The organism is Planotetraspora phitsanulokensis, assembly GCF_016863295.1.
Lineage (GTDB): Bacteria > Actinomycetota > Actinomycetes > Streptosporangiales > Streptosporangiaceae > Planotetraspora > Planotetraspora phitsanulokensis.
The window spans coordinates 129,937-151,055 of record NZ_BOOP01000019.1 but is presented as its reverse complement, the minus strand read 5'-3'; the positions used below and the strand labels follow the sequence as shown (position 1 = coordinate 151,055).

At 68.4% G+C, this 21,119-nt stretch carries 19 protein-coding genes and 1 riboswitch; of the genes, 13 read left to right on the top strand and 6 right to left on the bottom strand.

The features are described 5' to 3' along the window. Positions 1–62 precede the first annotated feature (62 nt). Positions 63–225: riboswitch (cyclic di-AMP (ydaO/yuaA leader) on the bottom strand. 382 nt (positions 226–607) lie between these two features. The 6 genes from Pph01_RS20690 to Pph01_RS20665 all read left to right on the top strand — a co-directional run bounded on the left by Pph01_RS20690 (position 608) and on the right by Pph01_RS20665 (position 8,308). Then, positions 608–1,156 (top strand): amino-acid N-acetyltransferase, encoded by a 549-nt coding sequence (locus Pph01_RS20690; protein ID WP_204074767.1) that lies wholly within the window; start codon positions 608–610, stop codon positions 1,154–1,156. 121 nt (positions 1,157–1,277) lie between these two features. Next, positions 1,278–2,501 (top strand): RDD family protein, encoded by a 1,224-nt coding sequence (locus tag Pph01_RS20685; RefSeq protein ID WP_204074766.1) that lies wholly within the window; start codon positions 1,278–1,280, stop codon positions 2,499–2,501. Between the two features lie 163 nt (positions 2,502–2,664). After that, positions 2,665–3,285: an RDD family protein gene (locus Pph01_RS20680; RefSeq protein ID WP_275412853.1), complete on the top strand. Its 621-nt coding sequence runs from the start codon at positions 2,665–2,667 to the stop codon at positions 3,283–3,285. A 555-nt stretch (positions 3,286–3,840) separates the two neighbouring features. Continuing rightward, a complete protein-coding gene (locus Pph01_RS20675) occupies positions 3,841–4,185 on the top strand; it encodes a histone-like nucleoid-structuring protein Lsr2 (protein WP_204074764.1) in 345 nt (114 codons plus the stop codon). A 268-nt stretch (positions 4,186–4,453) separates the two neighbouring features. Further along, positions 4,454–6,955, top strand: a complete 2,502-nt coding sequence (locus Pph01_RS20670; RefSeq protein ID WP_204074763.1) for an ATP-dependent Clp protease ATP-binding subunit — start codon at positions 4,454–4,456, stop codon at positions 6,953–6,955. Between the two features lie 417 nt (positions 6,956–7,372). Next, positions 7,373–8,308 (top strand): TIM barrel protein, encoded by a 936-nt coding sequence (locus Pph01_RS20665; RefSeq protein WP_204074762.1) that lies wholly within the window; start codon positions 7,373–7,375, stop codon positions 8,306–8,308. Positions 8,309–8,454: 146 nt separating this feature from the next. Here the strand turns inward: Pph01_RS20665 and Pph01_RS20660 are convergent, their stop codons facing one another. Further along, positions 8,455–9,321, bottom strand: coding sequence for an iron-sulfur binding domain-containing protein (locus Pph01_RS20660; RefSeq protein WP_275412852.1), 867 nt, complete (start codon positions 9,319–9,321; stop codon positions 8,455–8,457). A 126-nt stretch (positions 9,322–9,447) separates the two neighbouring features. Here Pph01_RS20660 and Pph01_RS20655 point away from each other — a divergent pair, with 126 nt between their 5' ends. Then, positions 9,448–10,164: an RAD23 family protein gene (locus Pph01_RS20655; protein WP_204074761.1), complete on the top strand. Its 717-nt coding sequence runs from the start codon at positions 9,448–9,450 to the stop codon at positions 10,162–10,164. Between the two features lie 138 nt (positions 10,165–10,302). Here Pph01_RS20655 and disA read toward each other — a convergent pair whose 3' ends face one another. The 5 genes from disA to Pph01_RS20630 all read right to left on the bottom strand — a co-directional run bounded on the left by disA (position 10,303) and on the right by Pph01_RS20630 (position 14,399). Then, positions 10,303–11,442, bottom strand: a complete 1,140-nt coding sequence (gene disA / locus Pph01_RS20650) for a DNA integrity scanning diadenylate cyclase DisA (protein WP_204074760.1) — start codon at positions 11,440–11,442, stop codon at positions 10,303–10,305. Between the two features lie 33 nt (positions 11,443–11,475). After that, positions 11,476–12,903, bottom strand: a complete 1,428-nt coding sequence (radA, locus tag Pph01_RS20645; protein ID WP_204074759.1) for a DNA repair protein RadA — start codon at positions 12,901–12,903, stop codon at positions 11,476–11,478. A gap of 35 nt (positions 12,904–12,938) precedes the next feature. Continuing rightward, complete coding sequence (gene trxA / locus Pph01_RS20640; RefSeq protein ID WP_204074758.1) at positions 12,939–13,253, bottom strand: thioredoxin; 315 nt, start codon at positions 13,251–13,253, stop codon at positions 12,939–12,941. Further along, on the bottom strand, positions 13,250–13,627 hold the full coding sequence (locus Pph01_RS20635; RefSeq protein WP_204074757.1) for a MerR family transcriptional regulator: 378 nt from the start codon (positions 13,625–13,627) through the stop codon (positions 13,250–13,252). The genes trxA and Pph01_RS20635 overlap by 4 nt, the downstream gene beginning before the upstream one ends. A gap of 73 nt (positions 13,628–13,700) precedes the next feature. Further along, on the bottom strand, positions 13,701–14,399 hold the full coding sequence (locus Pph01_RS20630) for a class I SAM-dependent methyltransferase (RefSeq protein ID WP_239116876.1): 699 nt from the start codon (positions 14,397–14,399) through the stop codon (positions 13,701–13,703). A 162-nt stretch (positions 14,400–14,561) separates the two neighbouring features. On the opposite strand from Pph01_RS20630, the gene Pph01_RS20625 reads away from it, so the two are divergent. The 6 genes from Pph01_RS20625 to Pph01_RS20600 all read left to right on the top strand — a co-directional run bounded on the left by Pph01_RS20625 (position 14,562) and on the right by Pph01_RS20600 (position 21,095). After that, positions 14,562–15,377 carry a sugar phosphate isomerase/epimerase family protein gene (locus tag Pph01_RS20625; protein WP_204074756.1) on the top strand — a complete coding sequence of 272 codons (816 nt, stop codon included), beginning with the start codon at positions 14,562–14,564 and terminating at the stop codon, positions 15,375–15,377. After that, positions 15,374–16,156, top strand: a complete 783-nt coding sequence (locus Pph01_RS20620; protein WP_204074755.1) for a class I SAM-dependent methyltransferase — start codon at positions 15,374–15,376, stop codon at positions 16,154–16,156. Before Pph01_RS20625 ends, Pph01_RS20620 begins: the two co-directional genes overlap by 4 nt. Then, positions 16,153–16,785: a TetR/AcrR family transcriptional regulator gene (locus Pph01_RS20615; RefSeq protein WP_204074754.1), complete on the top strand. Its 633-nt coding sequence runs from the start codon at positions 16,153–16,155 to the stop codon at positions 16,783–16,785. The genes Pph01_RS20620 and Pph01_RS20615 overlap by 4 nt, the downstream gene beginning before the upstream one ends. Positions 16,786–16,966: 181 nt before the next feature. Next, complete coding sequence (locus Pph01_RS20610; protein ID WP_239116875.1) at positions 16,967–19,069, top strand: (Fe-S)-binding protein; 2,103 nt, start codon at positions 16,967–16,969, stop codon at positions 19,067–19,069. A 158-nt stretch (positions 19,070–19,227) separates the two neighbouring features. Then, positions 19,228–20,022: a hypothetical protein gene (locus tag Pph01_RS20605; protein WP_204074753.1), complete on the top strand. Its 795-nt coding sequence runs from the start codon at positions 19,228–19,230 to the stop codon at positions 20,020–20,022. Further along, entirely contained in the window at positions 20,019–21,095 is a 1,077-nt protein-coding gene (locus Pph01_RS20600; RefSeq protein ID WP_204074752.1) for a glycosyltransferase, read from the top strand. Before Pph01_RS20605 ends, Pph01_RS20600 begins: the two co-directional genes overlap by 4 nt. The last annotated feature ends 24 nt before the right edge of the window (positions 21,096–21,119 follow it).

Sequence of the window (21,119 nt, the reverse complement as noted above, 5' to 3'; positions counted from 1 at the left end):
CTCCAGTGTCGTGCCGTACGGACGGGGTCGCCGTGTGGTGCGCAGATGGCCACACGGTTCCGTTCGGCACTCCTTGCCGCCTACCGGGTTAGCTGACGGGTTCGGGCCGGAGTAGCCCTACCTTTCGGATTCACCCCTTGTTGATCTAGAACGTCCAGATCCGCACAGTTGGGTCCCCGGCTCCGCTTCGCATGTGAGTGCTCGGAAGACTCGGCGGCCCGGTCGCCCGTGTGGGGCCACGGTGACCGGTTATTGTCGCTGGACACTAGTGCATCCGTGGTTCTAGCTCAACCAGAACTCCAGATTCCGTTGAGGTTTCGCAACCAAACGATCACAGCAAGGTCACGGACTTTCGGGGCCCGCACCCCCATCTAGCTGCGGTTTAGCACTTTTGGAGCGTTTTGTCGGCGGCTCGGCGCAGGTCCGACCCTGGACATAACCTGAAAGTATGGGGACAGAGTGACCAGTGGGACCGAGCGAGCCGGTCGGTGCGCCTTCCCTGGCACGAATCCGGTGTCCCCTTTTGGGGCTGACCGTTAATGACGTGCGTGCCCTCGGTGGTGCCGTGAAACAGGTTCGCAGGTGGCGCCGACTACGCTGACGGACCATGGAGCAGGTCGCGGAGCACACGTCTGCCGAACCCGGGCCCCCGGCGATCGTCGTGCGCAGGGCCACGACGGCGGATGTGCGCGTCATCCGCCGCCTCGTCGACGAATACTCCGGCGTGGGTCCGCGGCTCCTGGAGAAGAGCACGGTCACCCTCTATGAGGACGTGCAGGAGTTCTGGGTCGGCGAGGTGGGGGGAACCGTCGTCGGGTGCGGTGCCCTCCATGTTCTCTGGGAGGACCTGGCCGAGATCCGCACCGTCGCCGTCGATCCTGCGGCTCGGGGCAGGGGCGTCGGCCACCGGATCGTCGGAGCTCTCATCGAGACCGCGCGCGATCTCGGAGTGGGCCGGGTCTTCTGCCTGACCTTCGAAGTCGACTTCTTCGGCCGCCACGGTTTCGTTCCCATCCAGGGCACACCGGTGGCCCCCGAGGTATATGCGGAGTTGCTGGCGTCCTACGACGAGGGCGTCGCGGAATTCCTGGATCTCGAGCATGTGAAGCCCAACACGCTGGGCAATACCCGGATGTTGCTCCATCTGGACCGGTGATCGCGACTGCGCGGCTGACATCACGTGAAGGTGACTGTTGATATACCTCTCGATACGTTAGGCGATATCAGCATGCGAGCCTGACGATGTGCCGCACGCGCACTCGAAACGAGGTGACACGGTGAGCACTGGACAGCCGCCGTACCCGCAGGGAAATCCGGAAGGTTCGTCTTCCGGCCGCGGACGCGACCGCCAGGACACCGAGCAGTCCCAGCAGGGCTACGACCCGGACGTCACGATCGTCGGTCCGCCGGGTCAGCCGCAGGGCTACGGATACGGCCAACAGGACCCTGGCCGGCAGGGCTACGGACAGCAGCAGTACGGCCAGCAGGGCTACGGGCAACAGGGCTACGGCCAGCAGGCGCAGCAGGGTGGCAACCCCCAGCAGCCCGGCAACCCCCAGCAGCCCGGCAACCCCCAGCAGCCCGGCAACCCGTACGGCCAGCAGCCGGCGCAGTCCCCCGATCAGGGAGGCTACGGGCAGCAACCCGCCAACCCCTATGGTCAGCAGCCGGCCCAGCCGTACGGCCAGGGTCAGCAGGGTTACGGCCAGCAGGGCTACGGGCAACAGGGTTACGGTCAGCAGGGCTATCCCCAGCAGGGTTACGGCCAGCCTGACTACGGCCAGCCCGACTACGGCCAGACGCAGCAGTACGGCCAGGGTCAGCCGGGTTACGGCCAGCAGCAGCCCTATGGCCAGGGCTACGGGCAGCCTGGATACGGTCAGCAGCCCTACGGGCAGCCCGGGTACGGTCAGCCGGCGTATGGACAGCCTGGGTACGGTCAGCCGGGATACGGCCAGCCGTACGGCGCTCAGGGTGCGGTCCCGCCGGGAGCGCCCGCGCCGCTCGCCGAGTGGTGGCAGCGACTGGTCGCAAGGATCGTCGACGGCGTCATCGTCGGCGTCCCGTTCTTCATCATCACGGCGATCATCACCGCCATCGTGGTCACGCGAGCCGGTTACGACCCCGACTCGGGGGCGGTGACCCTCGAAAGCGGCGTGTTCCTCGCCGGCCTGCTCATCGCTTTGGTCAGCGGCGCCGTGATGATCGCGTACGAATTCCTCATGTTGCGCCAGCGGGGGCAGACCGTCGGAAAGATCGTCATGGGGATCAAGGTCGTCCCCGTCGGCGGAACGCTCGGCCCGGAGGGCCTTCAGCAGGATGTGGCGGCCAAGCGGGCCGGTGTGCTCTACGGGCCGCAACTGATCCGATGGATTCCCTTGGTGGGCTGGCTCGCCGGCATCTTCGCCTTGGTGAATGTCCTCTGGCTCCTTTGGGATAAGCCGCTGAGCCAGGCGTTGCACGACAAGGTCGCCAACACGATCGTGGTCAAGGTCAAGTAGTGCTACATAACGGGGTCGATGGAACGGACCATCGGCCCCGTTTTCGTATCTTCGATACAAGTGGCGCGCAGTGTGGAGGTACGCACTAAAAGCCGTAACGGGCGGGGTATCCCGTGCGATGCTTGACCGACGCATGTCCCCACGCCGTCACGAGAGGTGACCAATGACTGCGGAACCACCCCCCGGCCAGAATCCATATGAGTCCGCCCCGACGCCGCCCCCCGGTGGATATCCGCCACCTCCCGGCTACGGCCCTTATGGAGCGGCTCCCCAAGGCGCGCCCCTTCCTCCGGGCGCCCCGGCCCCGCTCGCCGAATGGTGGGAGCGATTGGTCGCGCGAATCATCGACGGGCTCATCTTCGGCGTCGTGTACTGGATTATCCTCGGCATCCTCAACTCGATCTTCCAGCCGAGCCTGGCCGACCTGCTGACGAACCCCACGGGCAACCTGTTTTTGCCGGGATTCCTCGCCGCGGTGATCGCTTGGGGCGCATATGCGGCCTACGACTACGTGCTGCACTCCAAGGACGGTCAGACCTTCGGCAAGAAGGCCATGAAGATCCAGCTCGTCGGAGTGGGGGGCGCGAAGCCGGATTCCTCCGCCCTGATGAAGCGCTCGGGCATCTTCCCCGGCATCCTGGTGCTCTACGGGATTCCGGTCATCGGGTTCCTCGCAGGGCTCTTCGTCCTCGTGCTCGGCATCATGCTCATCGTGGACAAGCCCCTTCAGCAGGGACTTCACGACAAGGTCGCCGGGACTCTCGTGGTGAAGGCGCCGCGCTGACACAGCGGTGAAATCAGCGTGACATGGCCCCGACACAGTGCGATCTATGCCACTGAACTCAGGGCGAAAGGTGGGGCGGCCGCTTCGGCGGACCGTCCCACTTGGCATTCCTGGGTATGATTTCTCCGCATCCGGTAAGGCGGCTGGAGAGACACGGATTACCTTCCGGTCGGCAGGCGCCCCCCGGAAGGAGGAGCAGGTCCCGGCGGCGCTATCGTCGAGATGACGCCCTCCAGAGCAGAACGCCACGGTGGCCGGACGTCATCCCGAAATTCACGCGGGTGCCGCGAAAGACACCCCCGGCGCAAGCGAGTCAGAATGACAGATGTATTGTCCGCCTTGATACCTTCCGTGGTCGCCGCGGGAGCGGTCGTGTACGGCATCGTAAAGTTGGTACGTTCCGATGCCGCCGGCTTGCGCTCGACACCGGAGTCGCGGGAGAACTCAGCAAGCTCACAGGTTCCTGAGAATCCACAAACTTGAATTGTCAGCCACGGGAAACCGGGTATATGTTTGGCTGACGAATCAAACTATGCTCCGCGAAAGGATTGCCGGATGGCCAAGCACACACAGGTGATTCTCATCGATGATCTCGATGGCGGCGAGGCCAATGAGACGGTGGCGTTCGCGATTGACGGTACCTCTTATGAGATTGACCTGAGCGATGGCAACGCCAAGCGGCTTCGCGATGCTCTGTCACCTTTCGTCGGCGGTGCGCGGCGAGCCGAATCCGGTTCGGTCCGAGGCCGTCGTCGTGGTCCGAGTGGTAGCGCACAGCGTGCGATGAGCCGGGAGAAGAGCGCGGAGATCCGCGCTTGGGCCAAGTCGCACGGTCACCCTGTGAGCGAGCGCGGACGTATTGCCGCGTCGATCGTCGAAGCCTACGACGCAGCTCACTAACTGCGCCCTTGATCGCGCGGTTATGCCAGTCGTCGGATGTTCTGACGATCGGGATAACCGCGCGATTCTGTTTGTAGTCTGCTAAAACCTCGTTCGCTTGCGGCGTATCCGGAACATCTGGCGCCCATCACGGGGTTGGATAGAGGGTGAACGCCTCGCTCTCGGGGAACCCTTCTGCTATGGGAGCGGTCGCTGGGTCGGGGCTACCATGCGGAACGACGGGCCGGATCTCCCTGGTCCGCCTGACCGCTCTGTGAGGAGCGACGAGATGTTCGAAAGGTTCACCGACCGTGCGCGGCGGGTTGTCGTCCTGGCTCAGGAAGAGGCCCGGATGCTCAACCACAACTACATCGGTACTGAGCACATTCTTCTTGGCTTGATCCATGAGGGTGAGGGCGTTGCGGCCAAGGCTCTGGAGAGCCTGGGCATCAGCCTTGAGGGTGTGCGCCAGCAGGTCGAGGAGATCATCGGCCAGGGCCAGTCTGCGCCGTCGGGGCACATTCCCTTCACCCCGCGCGCGAAGAAGGTCCTTGAGCTGTCGCTCCGCGAGGCCCTGCAGCTCGGCCACAACTACATTGGCACCGAGCACATCCTGCTCGGTCTCATCCGCGAGGGTGAAGGTGTGGCGGCCCAGGTGCTGGTGAAGCTGGGGGCCGATCTCAACAGAGTGCGGCAGCAGGTCATCCAGTTGCTCCATGGCTACCAGAAGGAGCCCGCTGCGGCCGGTGGGCCGCAGGAGGCCGCTCCTTCGACCTCGCTTGTGCTGGACCAGTTTGGCCGCAACCTGACGCAGGCCGCCCGGGAGGGCAAGCTCGACCCGGTCATCGGCCGGGAGAAGGAGATCGAGCGGGTCATGCAGGTCCTCTCCCGGAGGACCAAGAACAACCCGGTTCTGGTGGGAGAGCCCGGCGTCGGCAAGACCGCCGTCGTGGAGGGCCTGTCGCAGAAGATCGTCAAGGGCGAGGTGCCCGAGACGCTCAAGGACAAGCAGCTCTACACCCTCGACCTGGGTGCCCTGGTGGCCGGCTCCCGCTACCGCGGTGACTTCGAGGAGCGCCTCAAGAAGGTGCTGAAGGAGATCCGCACCCGCGGCGACATCATCCTGTTCATCGACGAGCTGCACACGCTGGTCGGAGCGGGCGCCGCCGAAGGCGCGATCGACGCGGCGAGCATCCTCAAGCCGATGCTGGCCCGCGGCGAGCTCCAGACCATCGGTGCGACGACGCTGGACGAGTATCGCAAGCACCTGGAGAAGGACGCCGCGCTCGAGCGGCGCTTCCAGCCGATCCAGGTGGCCGAGCCGAGCCTCAGCCACACGATCGAGATCCTCAAGGGCCTGCGCGACCGCTACGAGGCGCACCACCGGGTCTCCATCACCGACGGCGCCCTCGTGGCCGCCGCCCAGCTGGCCGACCGGTACATCAGCGACCGGTTCCTGCCGGACAAGGCGATCGACCTCATCGACGAGGCCGGGTCCCGGATGCGCATCCGCCGGATGACCGCTCCGCCGGACCTGCGCGAGTACGACGAGAAGATCGCCAACGTGCGGCGTGAGAAGGAGTCCGCGATAGACGCGCAGGACTTCGAGAAGGCCGCCGCCCTGCGTGACCAGGAGAAGCAGCTCCAGCTCAAGCGCGAGCGCCGTGAGAAGGAGTGGAAGGCCGGCGACATGGACGTCGTCGCCGAGGTCACCGAGGAGCTCATCGCCGAGGTGCTCGCGACGGCCACCGGCATCCCGGTCTTCAAGCTGACCGAGGAGGAGTCGCAGCGGCTGCTCCGCATGGAGGACGAGCTCCACAAGCGGATCATCGGCCAGGACGACGCGATCAAGGGCCTGTCCCGGTCCATCCGCCGGACGCGTGCCGGCCTGAAGGACCCGAGAAGGCCTGGAGGGTCGTTCATCTTCGCCGGTCCCTCCGGCGTCGGCAAGACCGAGCTGTCCAAGGCGCTCGCCGAGTTCCTCTTCGGGGACGAGGACGCGCTGATCATGCTGGACATGTCGGAGTTCATGGAGAAGCACACGGTCTCGCGGCTGTTCGGCTCCCCGCCCGGCTACGTCGGGTACGAGGAGGGTGGTCAGCTGACCGAGAAGGTGCGGCGCAAGCCGTTCTCGGTGGTCCTCTTCGACGAGATCGAGAAGGCCCACCCGGACATCTTCAACTCGCTGCTCCAGATCCTCGAGGACGGTCGCCTGACCGACGCACAGGGTCGCGTGGTCGACTTCAAGAACACCGTCATCATCATGACGACCAACCTCGGCACCCGGGACATCTCCAAGGGCATCGGGGTGGGCTTCGCGAAGACGAACGACGCGGAGAGCAACTACGACCGGATGAAGTCGAAGGTCCAGGAGGAGCTCAAGCAGCACTTCCGGCCCGAGTTCCTCAACCGCGTCGACGACATCGTGGTCTTCCACCAGCTCACGCCGAAGGAGATCATCCAGATCGTGGACCTGATGCTCGCCCAGGTGGACGAGCGCCTGAAGGACCGCGACATGTCGCTGGCGCTGACCCCGGCCGCGAAGCAGCTGCTCGCCGACCGCGGATACGACCCGGTCATGGGTGCCCGTCCGCTCCGCCGGACGATCCAGCGCGAGCTGGAGGACTCCCTGTCCGAGAAGATCCTGTACGGCGACCTGCGTCCGGGTCAGATCGTCAAGATCGACATCGAGGGAGAGGGCGAGGCGGCGAAGTTCACCTTCGTCGGCGAGTCCAAGACTCCCGCGGTTCCGGACTCGGCGGCTTCGATCGTCGAGCCGATCCAGAACTGAGCTAGACCGCACGACCGAAAAAGGGGTGCCCCCACCGGGGGCGCCCCTTTTCGCATGTGCCGGGCGTTCGGTGGCCGAGCTCCGCGCCCTCGCGCCGGACGCGTGCACGACTTCACCTCGGCTCCGGGTTTTGCGTGAGATCGGGGTATCCCACCACCGAACGTAGTACTACACTCTGTAGAGTCTGGCCTGGTTCGGTGCGGATCATGACGTTGGCGAACGTGGCGAGACCGCTCTCGAGATCATCCCGATGGAGTAGTCGTATCCGCCGAGGGATGGACGCGGGAACCCGGGCATCCGCGGGAGGCTCGGTCGAGGCCGGGAAGATCCCGGTGCCAGTAGGACCTCGGCCCCATGCGATCGGGACAGATCGTGTGGATCATGGTCGGAGAGTGCACAACGTCTGGGAGGCATCTGATGCGCCTGTTGCACGACGACGGGACGCTCGTTCACCTGGCCTACAACGCTGGGGTACATCCGGCCGAGGACCTGGAGAACCTGATCGCCCACCTCACCCGCTACGCGGTGCCGGTGCGGCGGAAGCTGGGCGTCGATCGGCTCGGAATCGGTCTGTGGCTGGCGCCCGCCGTCGCCGACCATCTCATCGCCGATCGCATCGAGCTAGTACGGCTGCGCCGTTCGCTGGAGGAGCGTGGCCTGGAGGTGGTCAGCCTCAACGGGGCCGGCGGTCACAACCAGGAGGTTCCGGGGCCGGACTGGGCCAAGCCCGAGCGGTACCGCTACACGATGGCGCTGGCGAAGATCCTCGCGTTCCTGCTCCCCGAGGACGTGCGGTTCGGCAGCATCTCGACGATCCCGATCGGCTGGCGTCGCGACTGGCCCGCCGACCTCCACTCGATCGCCTCGCGCCGCCTCGAACGGCTCTCGCGTGAGCTGCGCGGTCTCTACAGCGTGACCGGCAAGACCATCCGCGTCGGATTCGAGCCCTGGCCGGGCTGCGTCCTCGAAACGACGGAGCAGGCGCTGGCGCGGGTCGGCGGGATCGACTCCGAGCACCTCGGCGTCTGCCTGGACGCCTGCCACCTGTCCTGTGGCACGGAGGAGCGGGGCGCCGCCCTGCGGGGGCTCGCTCTCGCGGGTGCTCCGGTGGTGAAGCTGGGACACGTCCACAACCACAGCCAGGAGATTCCGAGCACGCAGCCGGTGCTGCAGGACACGCTCAACGCGATCCTGTCCGGCGCGGTCAACGGCACGGCCCATGTCGAGGTCGAGGCGCACGAGTGGACGGCCCCCAAGTCGAAGGGCCCGGCGGCCCTGGTGGCCAGGCTCGCCGACGAGCTCGACTGGACCCGCCGCAACCTGACCGATCTCGGCCTCAAGCTCGCCGCCTGACTCCGTCGCTGCATGATCACGCACCTGGTTTTCGCAGGTGAGGCGGGGTTCCACCGAACCTGCCCATGATCACGATCAGGGTTTTCGCAGGTCGGGCGGGATCTCGCCGAACCTGCGCATGATCACGCCCGGGGGTGGGGGTGTGGTCAGGTGGGGAGGCGGTAGGTGCCGTCGTCGAGGACTTCGGCCAGACCGTCGTCGAGCAGGCCGTCGAGCGCCCTCTCCCGCTGGGCGTGGTCGTCCCAGACCACGTCGAGCGCCTCCTTCGGCACGGGGCCGTACGCCTCGCGCAGGACGGCCAGCAGGCGCCCTCTGCACTGGCGGTCGGTGCCCGCGTAGGTCTGCCCCACCCGCGCCGGACCCGCATGGGCCGGTCGGCCCGCCAGCCTCCAGGCGCACCGGGAGGCCACGGGGCAGTCGTCGCACCGGGGAGCACGAGCCGTGCAGACCAGGGCGCCCAGCTCCATGACGGCGACCGCCCAGCGCGGGGCGCCGACGGGCGGCACCAGCGACTCGGCCAGCCTCCGCTCCGCCGCCGTGGGGGCCTTCGGCGGGTACTCCTCACCCTGTACGGCTCTGGCGAGAACCCGGCGGACGTTGGTGTCCAGGACGGCGTGGCTGCCCCCGTAGGCGAAGCTGGCGACGGCGGCCGCCGTGTAGTCGCCGATGCCGGGCAGGGCGCGCAGCTCGTCATAGGCGGACGGCACCCGGCCGCCGTGCTCCACGGTGATGGCCTTGGCGCACGCGTGCAGGTTGAGGGCCCGGCGGGGATAGCCGAGGCGCCCCCAATGGCGTACGGCCTCGCCTGGCGGCTCCTGGGCGAGCGACTCGGGGGTGGGCCAGCGGTCCATCCAGTCGGCCCAGATCGGCAACACTCGGACGACGGGGGTCTGCTGGAGCATGATCTCGCTGACGAGGATCCCCCAGGGGGTCGCGTCGGGTCGCCGCCAGGGCAGGTCGCGGTTGTGCTCGGCGTACCAGTCGAGGATCGGTTCACGCAATGAGGCGGCCACCGTCCGACCTTATCGCCGGTCATTCCGGAGCAGGTCCGGACGGAAGCCACGCGCGCGGCGCCTCCGTCGGGGGCCGGCGCGGCGAGCCGTTTCCCCTGGCGGCCCATGACTCACCATACTGTGCGTATGGATCCGGACACGTTCCGTGGTGATGTCGGTGTAGAGGGCGGGGACGTCTACTGGCGGCGCCGGGTGTCGGTGCTCACCGGCATGCTCGTCGTCGTCGCAGTCGTGGCCTGGGCGTGTTCGAGCGCGTCCAGCAAGCCGGAGAGTCCGACCGGGGTCAAGGCCTCGCCGGGGGCCGGGGAATCGATGGTCGTGTCGTTGCCCTCGCCGCTCGCTTCGAAGTCTCCCGGCCCATCGAGCGCGGCCCTGCTGCCGGGCAGCCGGCTGCCCTCCGCGTCGGCCACGCCGTCCTCGCGCGCGTCGGCCGGCTCGCGGACCAGGGGGGCGGGTGACCCGTGCGACGCCAAGGACCTCGTAGTCGCCCTGCAGGCCGGTCAGGACTACTACAACAGAGGCGTGACGCCGAACTTCCTGCTGACGATCGTGAGCACCGCCCGCGTCGCGTGCACGGTCGACGTGGGGCCGCGGGCGCTGGAGATGCGCGTCACCTCGGGCTCGGACCGGGTCTGGTCGACGGCCGACTGCGTCAGCGGACCGGGCGTCGACACGCAGACGCTGCAGCGAGGCGTCCCCTACGTCCGCACGATCCAGTGGGACCGCCGGCTCTCGGGGAGCGACTGCTCGAGCAGGCGATCGTCCGCCGCGGCGGGCACCTATGTCGCGTCGGCTTACGCGGGTCCCCTCAGGAGCCCGAAGGTCGTCTTCCACCTGCGCTGAGCGGCGCGACCTCAGGCCTCCGCGATACCTCCGCGGTTCATCCGCGGCGCCTCGGCGGGGATGTGAAGGCTCGACGCCGGGCCTCCGGCGATGTCCCTGCGGCGCCTCGCCGGGGACGTGAAGGCTCGGCCGTGGCCGCTAGAGGTAACGTTCCAGGATCGACGACTCGGCCAGGCGGGAGAGCCCTTCGCGGACGCTGCGGGCCCGCGTCTCCCCGACTCCTCCGACCGCCTGGAGGTCGGTCGTGCTCGCCGCCAGGAGCTTCTGCAGGCCGCCGAAGTGGCTGACCAGCCGGTCCACGATCGTGTCGGAGAGCCGGGGCACCTTGGCCAGCAGCCGGAAGCCGTGCGGGCTGACCGCGGTCTCCAGGCCGTCGGTGCCGGAGTGGCCCAGCACGTGGGCGACTCTGGACAGATCGAGCAGGTCGGTCGAGGACAGGTCGTCGAGCTCCCGCATCGCCTCGGTGAAGGTTCGCGGCCCGCCCTCGAGCGCGGACGGCAGGTAGTCGCGGACGATCAGTTCACGGTCGGCGTCGACGCCGGCGACCAGCTCGTCGAGCTGAAGGGTGAGCAGCCGGCCGTCCGTGCCGAGCTCGACCACATAGCCCTCGATCTCCCCGGCGATCCTGCGCACCATCTCGAGGCGCTGCAACACCACCGTCACGTCGCGCACGGTGACCAGGTCCTCGATCTCCAGAGCCGAGAGCGTGCCGGCCACCTCGTCGAGCCGCAGCTTGTAGCGCTCGAGCGTGGCGAGCGCCTGGTTGGCCTTGGATAAGATCGCCGCCGACTCCTCCAGGACGTACCGCGTGCCGTCCAGGTAGAGCGCGATGATCCGCATCGACTTGCTGATCGCGATCACGGGCAGCGAGGTCTGCCTGGCCACCCGCTGCGCGGTCCGGTGCCGGGTGCCCGACTCCTCCGTCGGGATGGCGGGATCGGGCACGAGGTGGACGGCGGCGCGGACGATGCGCAGGTCGTCGCTGTCGAGCACGATCGCGCCGTCCATCTTCGCCAGCTCGCGCAGCCGGGTGGCGGCGAACTCGACGTCGAGCTCGAATCCGCCGGTGCAGATCTCCTTGACGACGTCGCTGTAGCCGAGGACGATCAGGCCCCCGGTGTGGCCGCGGAGGATGCGCTCCAGTCCGTCACGCAGGGCGGTGCCCGGAGCGACCGCGGCGAGCACGGTTCTCCTCCGGTCGTCCAGTCCCTTGTCGTGTTGCACGTGACCCCCGTGCTCGGCGGCTCCCTGGCCCCTGCGACGCCCCTGCGGGCTCATGACACCGTCCAGTTTACCGGCGTAACGGCTTCTTCACCGGACGTGTGCGAGTGCATCCCAGACGTTCTCGACTTCGGTGACGTCGAAGCCCGGCGCGAAGTTCGTTGTGCGGGACGCGGGCTCGCGCACCGCGACCAATCCGCCCCGGGACTTCGGCGGCTCCAGCCGGGGGGTGTCGTTCGCGAGCGAGCCCGCGGGCACCAGCGCCCGGGTGAACCCCAGCCGGGACGCCTCGGCCAGCCTCCGCCGCACGTCCCTGACCGCGCGCAGCTCGCCGGCCAGGCCGACCTCGCCGAGCACGACCATGCCGGCGGGCAGGGCCTTGTCCCCGGCCGCGCTGACCACCGACAACATCAGCGCCAGGTCGACGGCGGGGTCGGTCAGCCGGATCCCGCCGACCGTGGCGGTGAACACGTCACACTTGCCGATCTTGGCGTTGAGCCGTCGTTCCATGACGGCGAGCACCATCGCGACCCGGTAGGAGTCGAGCCCGGAGGACGTGCGCCGGGGCTGCGGCGCCTCCGTCGGCCCGACCAGGGCCTGCAGCTCGGCGGGGATCGGCCGGGTGCCCTCGATGGTGACCGTGACGCAGGTGCCGGGCACCGGTTCCGGGTGGCGCGAGACGAACAGCCCGCTCGGGTCGGAGATCCCGGTGATCCCGCGCTCGTGCAGGTCGAAGCAGCCGACCTCCTCGATCGGGCCGAACCGGTTCTTGGCCGCGCGGACCATGCGCAGCCGCGAGTTGCGGTCGCCTTCGAACTGCAGGACCACGTCGACCAGGTGCTCCAGCACGCGCGGGCCCGCGATCGTGCCGTCCTTGGTCACGTGGCCGACGAGCACGGTCGAGATGCCGCGCTCCTTGGCCAGCCGGACCAGGTTTCCGGCGACCTCCCGGACCTGGGTGACCCCGCCGGGCACGCCCGTGGCGTCGGCCGAGCCGATCGTCTGGACCGAGTCGACGATCAGCAGCCGGGGCTGGACCTTCTCGACATGGGCCACGAGGGCGGCCAGGTCGGTCTCCGCCGCGAGGTAGAGCCCGTCCTCGATCGCGCCGATCCGGTCGGCCCGCATCCGGACCTGGGAGGCCGACTCCTCACCCGTCACATAGAGCACGGTCTCGTGCTGTGCCGTACGGGCGGCGGCCTCGAGCAGCAGGGTCGACTTGCCGATGCCGGGCTCGCCCGCCAGCAGGACGACCGCGCCCGGCACCAGCCCGCCGCCGAGGACGCGGTCGAGCTCGGCGACCCCTGTGGGCCTGGCGTGCGCCGTCTCGGCCTTGACCTGGCCGATGGGGACCGCGGGAGCCGTCACCGCCCCCGGCTTGACCACGTGGACGCCCTGCCGGGCACCCGCCTCCTCGACCGTGCCCCACGCCTGGCACTCCCCGCACCGGCCGACCCACTTGGCGGTGGTCCACCCGCACTCGCCGCACCGGTACGCCGGCCTCGCTGCCTTGCTCACGTGCCGGAGGCTACCGGTCGCCGCCGACAATCGCGTCAGATGTGGCGCTCGAGGTCGGCGAGGAGCAGGCGCTTGGGCTTGGCCCCCCTGATCTGCTGCACCACCTCGCCGTCGCGGTAGAGGTTGAGCGTGGGCAGGCCGAGGATGCCGTACCTCGCGGCGATCTCGGGATGCTCGTCGAAATTGATCGAGGCGACGGTCACCCGGTCGCCGTACTCCTCGGCGATCTCCTCCAGCACGGGCGCGACCATCTTGCAGGACGGGCACCACTCGGCCCAGAAGTCCACGAGAACGGGCTTGCCGCTGCGCAGCACCTGCTCCTCGAAGTTCTCCGCCGTCAACGTGATCATGGTTCTCCTCGCGTGAACAGGCAGCCCGGGCACGCCTGGGCGAGCTGGGCCGCCACCTCGGATCGGCGGGCCAGCAGAGAGCGGATCTCGGCGTCGATGTCGGCCAGCTTGCGCCGGTAGACGACGACGGACTCCGGGCAGGAGCCCCCCGACTCGTGCCCGGACCGCAGGCACTCGACGAAGGGACGGGCGTCCTCCAGGGTGAAGCCCACGGCGATCAGTGAACGGATCTCCGCGACGAGCCGCACGTCGGCCTCGTCGTACTCGCGGTAGCCGTTCGTGGACCGCCGGGCCCTGATCAGCCCGTGCTGCTCGTAGTAGCGCAGCGCCCGGGGACTCGCCCCTGACCGCTGGGCCAGTTCTCCGATCCGCATCGGCCCTCCTCGGCACGACCGTAAGCGTTGACGCCGGTGTCAGGGTCAAGCGCCGGGAGGCGGCGGATATGCCTCAGAAACGCCGCCATCTGAGAACGTTGGGGTAGAAGATCTCCAGCCCGGGGGTCTCCTGGGCGGCTCTGGCCGCCACCGAGGGCGTGAACTCGATGGCCAGCACGGCCTCGAGGTCGGCTCGGGACGAGAACTCCATCGTCAGGTCGAGTTCCCTGCGCTGCCACCCCTGGCGGGACCAGAACTCCTCGACGGTCTCGGGGGAGTACGAGGGGACCGTCTGCCGGAACCACCGGCCGAAGTCGCCGCGAGAGCCGTCCAGGTCGACCACGAAGGCCACGCCGCCCCGGCAGACCACCCGGGTCAGCTCGCGCAGGCCGGGCTCGCAGCCGGGGCCGAAGAAATAGGCCCATCGCGCGACCGCCACGTCGACCGACGAGGGAGGCAGGGGCAACTCCTGGGCGGTGGCCGTGCGGACGGCGACGTTCGGCAGGGACGCGCATCGGGCGGCGGCACGCGCCGCGAGGCCCGCGTGCGGCTCGATCCCCACGACACGCGCGGCCGTGGCGGCGTATGAGGGGAGATGGAAGCCCGTTCCGCAGCCGATGTCGAGGACGGCGGCGCCGTCCCACGACCGGATCTCGCGGATGGCGGCGTCGACGAGCCCGCCGGGATCCACGGCCCGGTTCTCCACCTCGTAGATCTGCGGGGAATTCCAGATGTTCGGGCTGGGTACGGCCCCGTTCACGATCCGCGCCATGGGTTCACGATAGTTCGTGATCTTGCGTGCCATCATTGTGGCGAAGCGGCAGACGGTGCCGGTCCGGCTTAGGCTGGATCCGTGAACGGGCGCCGGCAGCGTACAGACGACGGAACTGCCACAGCGACGTGCCCGTCGAGCCGCCAGGGGAGGCGGGCGTAGATGAGTGTGATCCGCGTGCCCAGCGCGAAGGTGGCGCTGTCGACGGCCTCGGTGTACCCGGAGCGTACGCCGGACGCCTTCGAGCTTGCGGCGCGCCTCGGGTACGACGGCGTCGAGATCATGGTGGGGCAGGACCCGGTAAGTCAGGATGTCGAGGTGCTCCAGCGGCTGAGCGACCACTACTCGATGCCCGTCCTCGCGGTGCATGCCCCGTGCCTGCTGGTCACCCAGCGTGTGTGGGGCCGTGACCCGTGGGTCAAACTGCAGCGGGCGCGTGACGCGGCCGAACGGCTCGGCGCGCAGACCGTGGTCGTCCATCCGCCGTTCCGGTGGCAGCGCGACTACGCCAGAGACTTCGAGGTCGGGCTCGCCCGGATGCGGGAGGAGACCGACGTCGTGTTCGCGGTGGAGAACATGTTCCCCCTGCGGGCGCGCGGCAACGAGGTCGTGCCGTACGCACCGGACTGGAACCCGGTCGACTACGACTTCCCCCATGTGACGCTGGACCTGTCCCACACCGCCGTGTCCGGCTCCGACGCGATGGAGATGGCGGGCAAGCTCGGCGACCGGCTCGCCCACCTGCATCTCGCCGACGGGGTCGGCACCACGAACAAGGACGAGCACCTGGTGCCCGGCCGGGGCGTGCAGCCCTGCGCGCAACTCCTCGAACGGCTTGCCGGGAACGGATACCGCGGGCTGATCGTGCTGGAGATCAACACCCGCAAGGCCATCAGCCGCAGCGAGCGGATCGACGATCTGAGCGAGGCGCTCGCCTTCGCCAGGCTGAACTTCGCCGCGTCCACGACGGCCACATGACCAGGGCGCGGGAAGACAGCCATCAGGTCTTCGACCGGGTGGCCGAGGCCTACGACGCGGCGAGGCCCGAATATCCGGAAGCGCTCTATGTCGCGCTGGAGGAGTTGTCCGGCGTCCGGCTCGAGGGCTCCCGGATCGTCGACGTCGGCGCGGGCACCGGCATCTCCAGCCGCGGACTCATGGACCGCGGAGCGCGGGTCGTCGCGCTTGATCGCGGGAACCGCATGCTCGCGCGTCTACGCGCCCGTACGGCGTGCGAGGCGCTGCTGGCCGACGGGAACACGCTGCCCTTCCGCGACGGCGTGAGCGATCTCGTCACGTACGCGCAGGCCTGGCACTGGCTGGATCCGGTCCTGTCGATCGCCGAGGCCGTACGGGTGGTCACGCCCGAGGGGGCGGTGGCCGGCTGGTGGAACTCCGTGGACGCGGGCAAGGCCGACTGGCTGGCGGCCTGTCAGGTTCGGCTGGCGGAGTCGTGTGAGGGGTACACCGGCCCTGCGCTTCCCGGATGGAGCATGCCTCCCATCGCGGAGGCGATGGCGGACGTGGGCCTGCGGGTCGAGGAGACATGGGTCCACTGGACCCGTGGGGTGCTCCTCGACGACTTCCTGACCGACCTGCGTTCGCACTCCTATGTCGCCACGCTCGACCAGGAGGCGATGGAGGACCTCATGATCCGCGAGCGCGCCGAGCTCACCAAGGTCTTCGGCGAAGGCAGGATGACCGTCCCGATGCGGGTCTACCTGGCGGTCGGCCGCAAGGCGGGCGATCGGTCGTGACGAGGGGCCCGGCAGGCGGGCGCGCGGCCTCGTCGGAGGACCGCGCACCGGAGAAGAGGCGCAGACCCGGACGCCGGCCCGGAGCCGCGGACACCCGTGGGGAGATCCTCACCGCGGCGCGCAAGGTCTTCGCGGAGAAGGGCTTCGACAAGGCCACGATCCGCGGCATCGCCCGGGAGGCGAGCGTCGATCCCGCGCTGGTGCACCACTACTTCGACACGAAGGACGGCATCTTCGTCGAGGCCATGCAGTTGCCCATGGACCCGGCGACGGTGATCCCCACGATCCTGTCCGGGCCGCGCGAGGAGGTCGGCGAGCGGCTGGTGCGCTTCATCCTCACGCTGACCGCCGACGCCCAGGCGCGCGAGCCCGTCGTGGCGCTGCTGCGCGCGGCCATGGCGAACGAGCAGGCCGTGGCCATGCTCCGCGAGTTCCTCACCCAGGCGGTGCTGGGGCGGGTGGCGGAGGGGCTCGGCATCCCGCCGATCCGGCTGCAGGTGGCCTTCTCGCAGATGTTCGGCGTGATCATGATGAGGTACATCCTCAAGCTGGAGCCGCTCGCGTCGGCGGACCTCGAGGAACTGGTGGAGATCCTCTCGCCCACCATCCAGCGATATCTCGGCGGCTGAGGCCTCGCGCGAATCCGGTCCAGAGCCTTGTTCTAGTATCGGAGCGTACTGGTCGTCACACGGTGAAAGGGCATAAGTTACCGGCGGGTACCATTCGTAGTGGTCCGGGCGGACTTGCCTGACCACCGTGGACGGGCGGCGGTCATACGCTTGGCAGCCAATGCTGGATATGGGAGGGCCCGTGCTCTGGGTAGCGATCATCGGGCTGGTCATGACCGCGGTCGCGGTCACCGTGGCCGGTCGTCGCGTGCTGTTCCTCTACAGGCTCGCCACCAGCGGCCAGCCCGCCCCTGAGCGCATCGCGTACGCCAGGGAGAACGTGGGCGCGGAGATCAGGGCCCAACTCGTCGAGGTCTTCGGGCAGAAGAAGCTGCTCAAGTGGACGCCCTCGGGCACCGCGCACTTCTTCGTCATGTGGGCGTTCTTCATTCTCGCCACCGTCTATCTCGAGGCGTACGGCGCGCTGATCCAGGGTGCCGTCACCGGTAAGCCCGATTTCCACATCCCGCTCGTCGGGACGTGGGCGGTCCTGGGCTTCCTGCAGGACTTCATCGCCGTCGCCGCGCTCATCGGCCTGATCGCGTTCGCCGCCATCCGCATCGCCAGGTCGCCGAAGAAGCTGGGCCGCGAGTCCCGGTTCTCCGGTTCGCACCTCGGCGGCGCGTGGCTCGTCCTCTTCATGATCTTCAACGTGATCTGGACGATGTTCCTGTTCCGCGGGGCGGCGGTCAACACGGGCAACTTCCCGTACAAGTCCGGCGCCTTCGCCTCGGACCTGGTCGCCAAGATCCTCCCGACGAGCGAGGCGCTGGAGAACGTCGGCCTGCTGCTGCACATCGGCGTGATGCTGGTGTTCCTCGTGATCGTCGTGAACTCCAAGCACCTGCACATCTTCACCGCCCCGATGAATGTGCTGTTCTCGCGCCGTCCCGACGGGCTGGGCGCCGCGCAGGAGATGCGCAGCAACGGCAAGGTCCTCGACTTCGAGGAGGCCGACCCCGACGTCGACGTGTTCGGCCGCGGCAAGATCGAGGACACGACGTGGAAGGGCTTCCTCGACTTCTACACGTGCACGGAATGCGGCCGCTGCCAGTCGCAGTGCCCGGCGTGGAACACCGACAAGCCGCTGTCGCCCAAGATGCTGATCCTCGACCAGCGCGACCACGCCTTCAAGGTCGCTCCCTATCTCATGATGAGCGAGGAGCAGCGCGCCCACCAGGGCGAAGACGTCCTGGCCTTGCTCGAGAAGCCCTTGGTGGGCGAGGACGGCGTCATCCACCCCGACGTGCTCTGGTCGTGCACCAACTGCGGCGCCTGCGTCGAGCAGTGCCCGGTCGACATCGAGCACATCGACCACATCCTCGACATGCGCCGCTACCAGGTGATGATCGAGTCCTCGTTCCCCTCCGAGGCCGGCGTGATGCTGAAGAACCTCGAGAACAAGGGCAACCCGTGGGGCATGTCCGAGATGAAGCGGGCGGAGTGGATCGAGGAGCTCGACTTCGAGGTCCCGCTCATCGACGAGAAGATGCCCGAGGACGTCGAGTACCTCTTCTGGGTGGGCTGCGCCGGCGCCCTTGAGGACCGGGCGAAGAAGACCACCAAGGCCGTGGCGGAGCTGCTCCACATCGCCGGGGTGAAGTTCGGCGTGCTCGGCCCGATGGAGGCGTGCACAGGCGACCCGGCCCGCCGTCTGGGCATGGAGTTCCTGTTCAACATGCTCGCGCAGCAGAACATCGAGACGCTGAACGAGGCCGGGGTCAAGAAGATCGTGGCCACGTGTCCCCACTGCTTCAACACGTTGGCCAACGAGTATCCGCAGCTCGGCGGGCACTACGAGGTCGTGCACCACACGCAGTTGCTGTCGCACCTGGTGGAGGAGGGCAGGCTCACCCCGATCACCCCGATCGAGGAGAAGATCACCTACCACGACCCGTGCTTCCTCGGCCGTCACAACAAGGTGTACAGCCAGCCGCGCGACATCATGGCGAAGGTGCCCGGCGTGCAGACGCAGGAGATGCACCGGTGCAAGGACCGCGGGTTCTGCTGCGGCGCCGGCGGCGCGCGCATGTGGATGGAGGAGCGGATCGGCAAGCGCATCAACACCGAGCGCGTCGAGGAGGCGCTGACCACCGATCCCGACACCGTCTCCACGGCCTGCCCGTTCTGCCTCGTCATGCTCGGCGACGCGATCAATGAGAAGAAGAACTCGGGCCTGGCCAAGGAGTCCGTCGAAGTGGTCGACGTGGCCCAGTTGCTGATCAAATCCGTGAAAGGCGTATAGCAGCGACTTTTCATGATCGGCGAACTATTTGTGGAATCTTTCAGTAAAGAAGGAAGAAGCGCTACTTCGCTAGGAAGGGCATGAAACCCTTTCTCCACATAACGGGAAAATCACGGTAACCTCAACGTTGGCTCGATCGACGGGGAGGGAGCTGCAGGGTGGGCGTGGTCGTCACCGGCGCTGAGGTCACACTGGCCGACGTCCTCTCTCTTCGCATTGCGATCGACGAGCCGCTCGCCGAGGGCACCCAGCTCGTGCTGCGACATCGCGGCACCGGCGTGGAACGGGAGGTGCCGCTCGGCACACCGGGTGGCACGTCCGGCGACGCCAGCGTCGCCGTCTCGCTCGCCCCCCTGTCGCTCACCACGGGCCGCTGGGACGCCTATCTCCAGGCCGACGCGACGCGCACGCGGATCCAGAGCGTCGACCCCGGCTTCTCGCTCGACCGTCTCGACGCGTACGCGCTGGACCGCCGGACGATGGCCTACCGGGCGTACCGGACCAGGAACGGGTTCCTCGCCATCAAGATCGAGGAGGCGGAGCCGGTCGCCGACGTCCGTGCGGTCTGGTTCCGCGAGGGCAGGTTCGAGGTCACCGGGCTGCTCGCCTACACCGGGCTCGACGACGACGACCGGCACCACGAGGCCAGGCTCGCGTTGCGGCACGACGACCCGGCCGCGACCGTGACGGTCGCCGCCACCGTGCAGGGGGTCCGTTTCCACGCGGCCCTCTCGCTGTGCGACGTGCTGGACGCGATCCCCGAGTCGGAGGGCGTCTGGGAGCCCTCGCTCGAAGTGGACGGCGTCGACGGAGTGCTTCCTCTCGGCGCCAGACTCGACGACATCGAGGGGAAACGGCGCCGCGTCCACTACCCGCAGGCGCTCGTGGACGGCGTGCCGATCGTGCCGAGCTTCACCTCCGACGACGAGTTACGGCTCGAGGTGGGCGCGTGAGGATCACCTTCCTGGTTCCCTCCGCGTACAGCATGCGTGGTGACGTCCGGGCGATCCTCAACCTTGCGACCGAGCTGGCCCGCAACCACGAGGTCGAGGTCGTGAGCGTCAAGCGGACCAGGGAGAAGCCGTTCTTCCCTGTCAGCCCGCGCATCGCCATGCGCTGGCTCGTGGACGCGCGGCCCGGTGTGCCCCATCTGCTGCCGCGCGGCCAGATGCGGACCGAGGTCGCGCTGTGGCGCCTGCTCCGCAACCTGCGGGCCGACGTCCTGGTCACGGCGCGGCCGGGGCTGAGCGTGCAGTCGGCCAGGTACGCGCCACGAGAGATCGTCCGCATCGCCCGGGAGTGGAACCGGCCCGCGGTGCCGGGACCGATCCGGCGGTTCTACCCCCGCCTCGACGCCGTCGTGGCCAGCGGCCCGGGCGGCCGGGACGAATGGGTCCGGCTGCTCGACGACGAGCTCTCCGTCCACGCGATACCCGATCCACTGCCGGCGGGGCCGTGGCCGCGCTCACGCATGGACAACCGGATCGTCTGCGCCGGCGGCCGTCTCGTGCAGCAGAAGGCGTACGACAGGCTCATCCGCGCATTCGCGATCGTCGCGGACAAACGGCCGGACTGGAGGTTGCGCCTGTACGGGAGCGGGCCGGAGGACAAACGCCTCCGCACGCTCGTCGCCGACCTCGATCTGCACAACCACGTCTACTTCATGGGCGCCACGTCGGACCTGGCCGGAGAGTTCGCCAAGGCGTCGATCGTCGCGGCGCCGTCCCGGCAGGAGCCCCTGGGCATGACCGTGGTGGAGGCGCTGAGCTGCGGGGTCCCCATCGTCGCGTTCGACTCGCCGCGCGGACCGGCGCAGTTCCTGCGGCCGGGCGAGGACAGCGTCCTGGTCGCGGAGGGCGAGGGGGAGATCGAGTCGTACGCGGCGGCGCTGCTGGCGCTCGTGGACGACGAGCGACGCCGCGCCGCGCTCGCGGCGGGAGCGCTTGAATCGGCGTCAGCGCGCGCGGCCAAAGTGATCGCCGCCCGCTGGCAGGAGCTCATGTACGGCCTGCGCTCCCGGGCCTAGCTCGCGGGAAGGCGTCTCGATACC

Coding starts and splice junctions, on each gene's coding strand:
- Pph01_RS20690 (WP_204074767.1), top strand. CDS start 608: ATGGAGCAGGTCGCGGAGCACACGTCTGCCGAACCCGGGCCCCCGGCG.
- Pph01_RS20680 (WP_275412853.1), top strand. CDS start 2,665: ATGACTGCGGAACCACCCCCCGGCCAGAATCCATATGAGTCCGCCCCG.
- Pph01_RS20675 (WP_204074764.1), top strand. CDS start 3,841: ATGGCCAAGCACACACAGGTGATTCTCATCGATGATCTCGATGGCGGC.
- Pph01_RS20670 (WP_204074763.1), top strand. CDS start 4,454: ATGTTCGAAAGGTTCACCGACCGTGCGCGGCGGGTTGTCGTCCTGGCT.
- Pph01_RS20665 (WP_204074762.1), top strand. CDS start 7,373: ATGCGCCTGTTGCACGACGACGGGACGCTCGTTCACCTGGCCTACAAC.
- Pph01_RS20655 (WP_204074761.1), top strand. CDS start 9,448: ATGGATCCGGACACGTTCCGTGGTGATGTCGGTGTAGAGGGCGGGGAC.
- disA (WP_204074760.1), bottom strand. CDS start 11,442: ATGAGCCCGCAGGGGCGTCGCAGGGGCCAGGGAGCCGCCGAGCACGGG.
- trxA (WP_204074758.1), bottom strand. CDS start 13,253: ATGATCACGTTGACGGCGGAGAACTTCGAGGAGCAGGTGCTGCGCAGC.
- Pph01_RS20635 (WP_204074757.1), bottom strand. CDS start 13,627: ATGCGGATCGGAGAACTGGCCCAGCGGTCAGGGGCGAGTCCCCGGGCG.
- Pph01_RS20630 (WP_239116876.1), bottom strand. CDS start 14,399: ATGGCGCGGATCGTGAACGGGGCCGTACCCAGCCCGAACATCTGGAAT.
- Pph01_RS20625 (WP_204074756.1), top strand. CDS start 14,562: ATGAGTGTGATCCGCGTGCCCAGCGCGAAGGTGGCGCTGTCGACGGCC.
- Pph01_RS20620 (WP_204074755.1), top strand. CDS start 15,374: ATGACCAGGGCGCGGGAAGACAGCCATCAGGTCTTCGACCGGGTGGCC.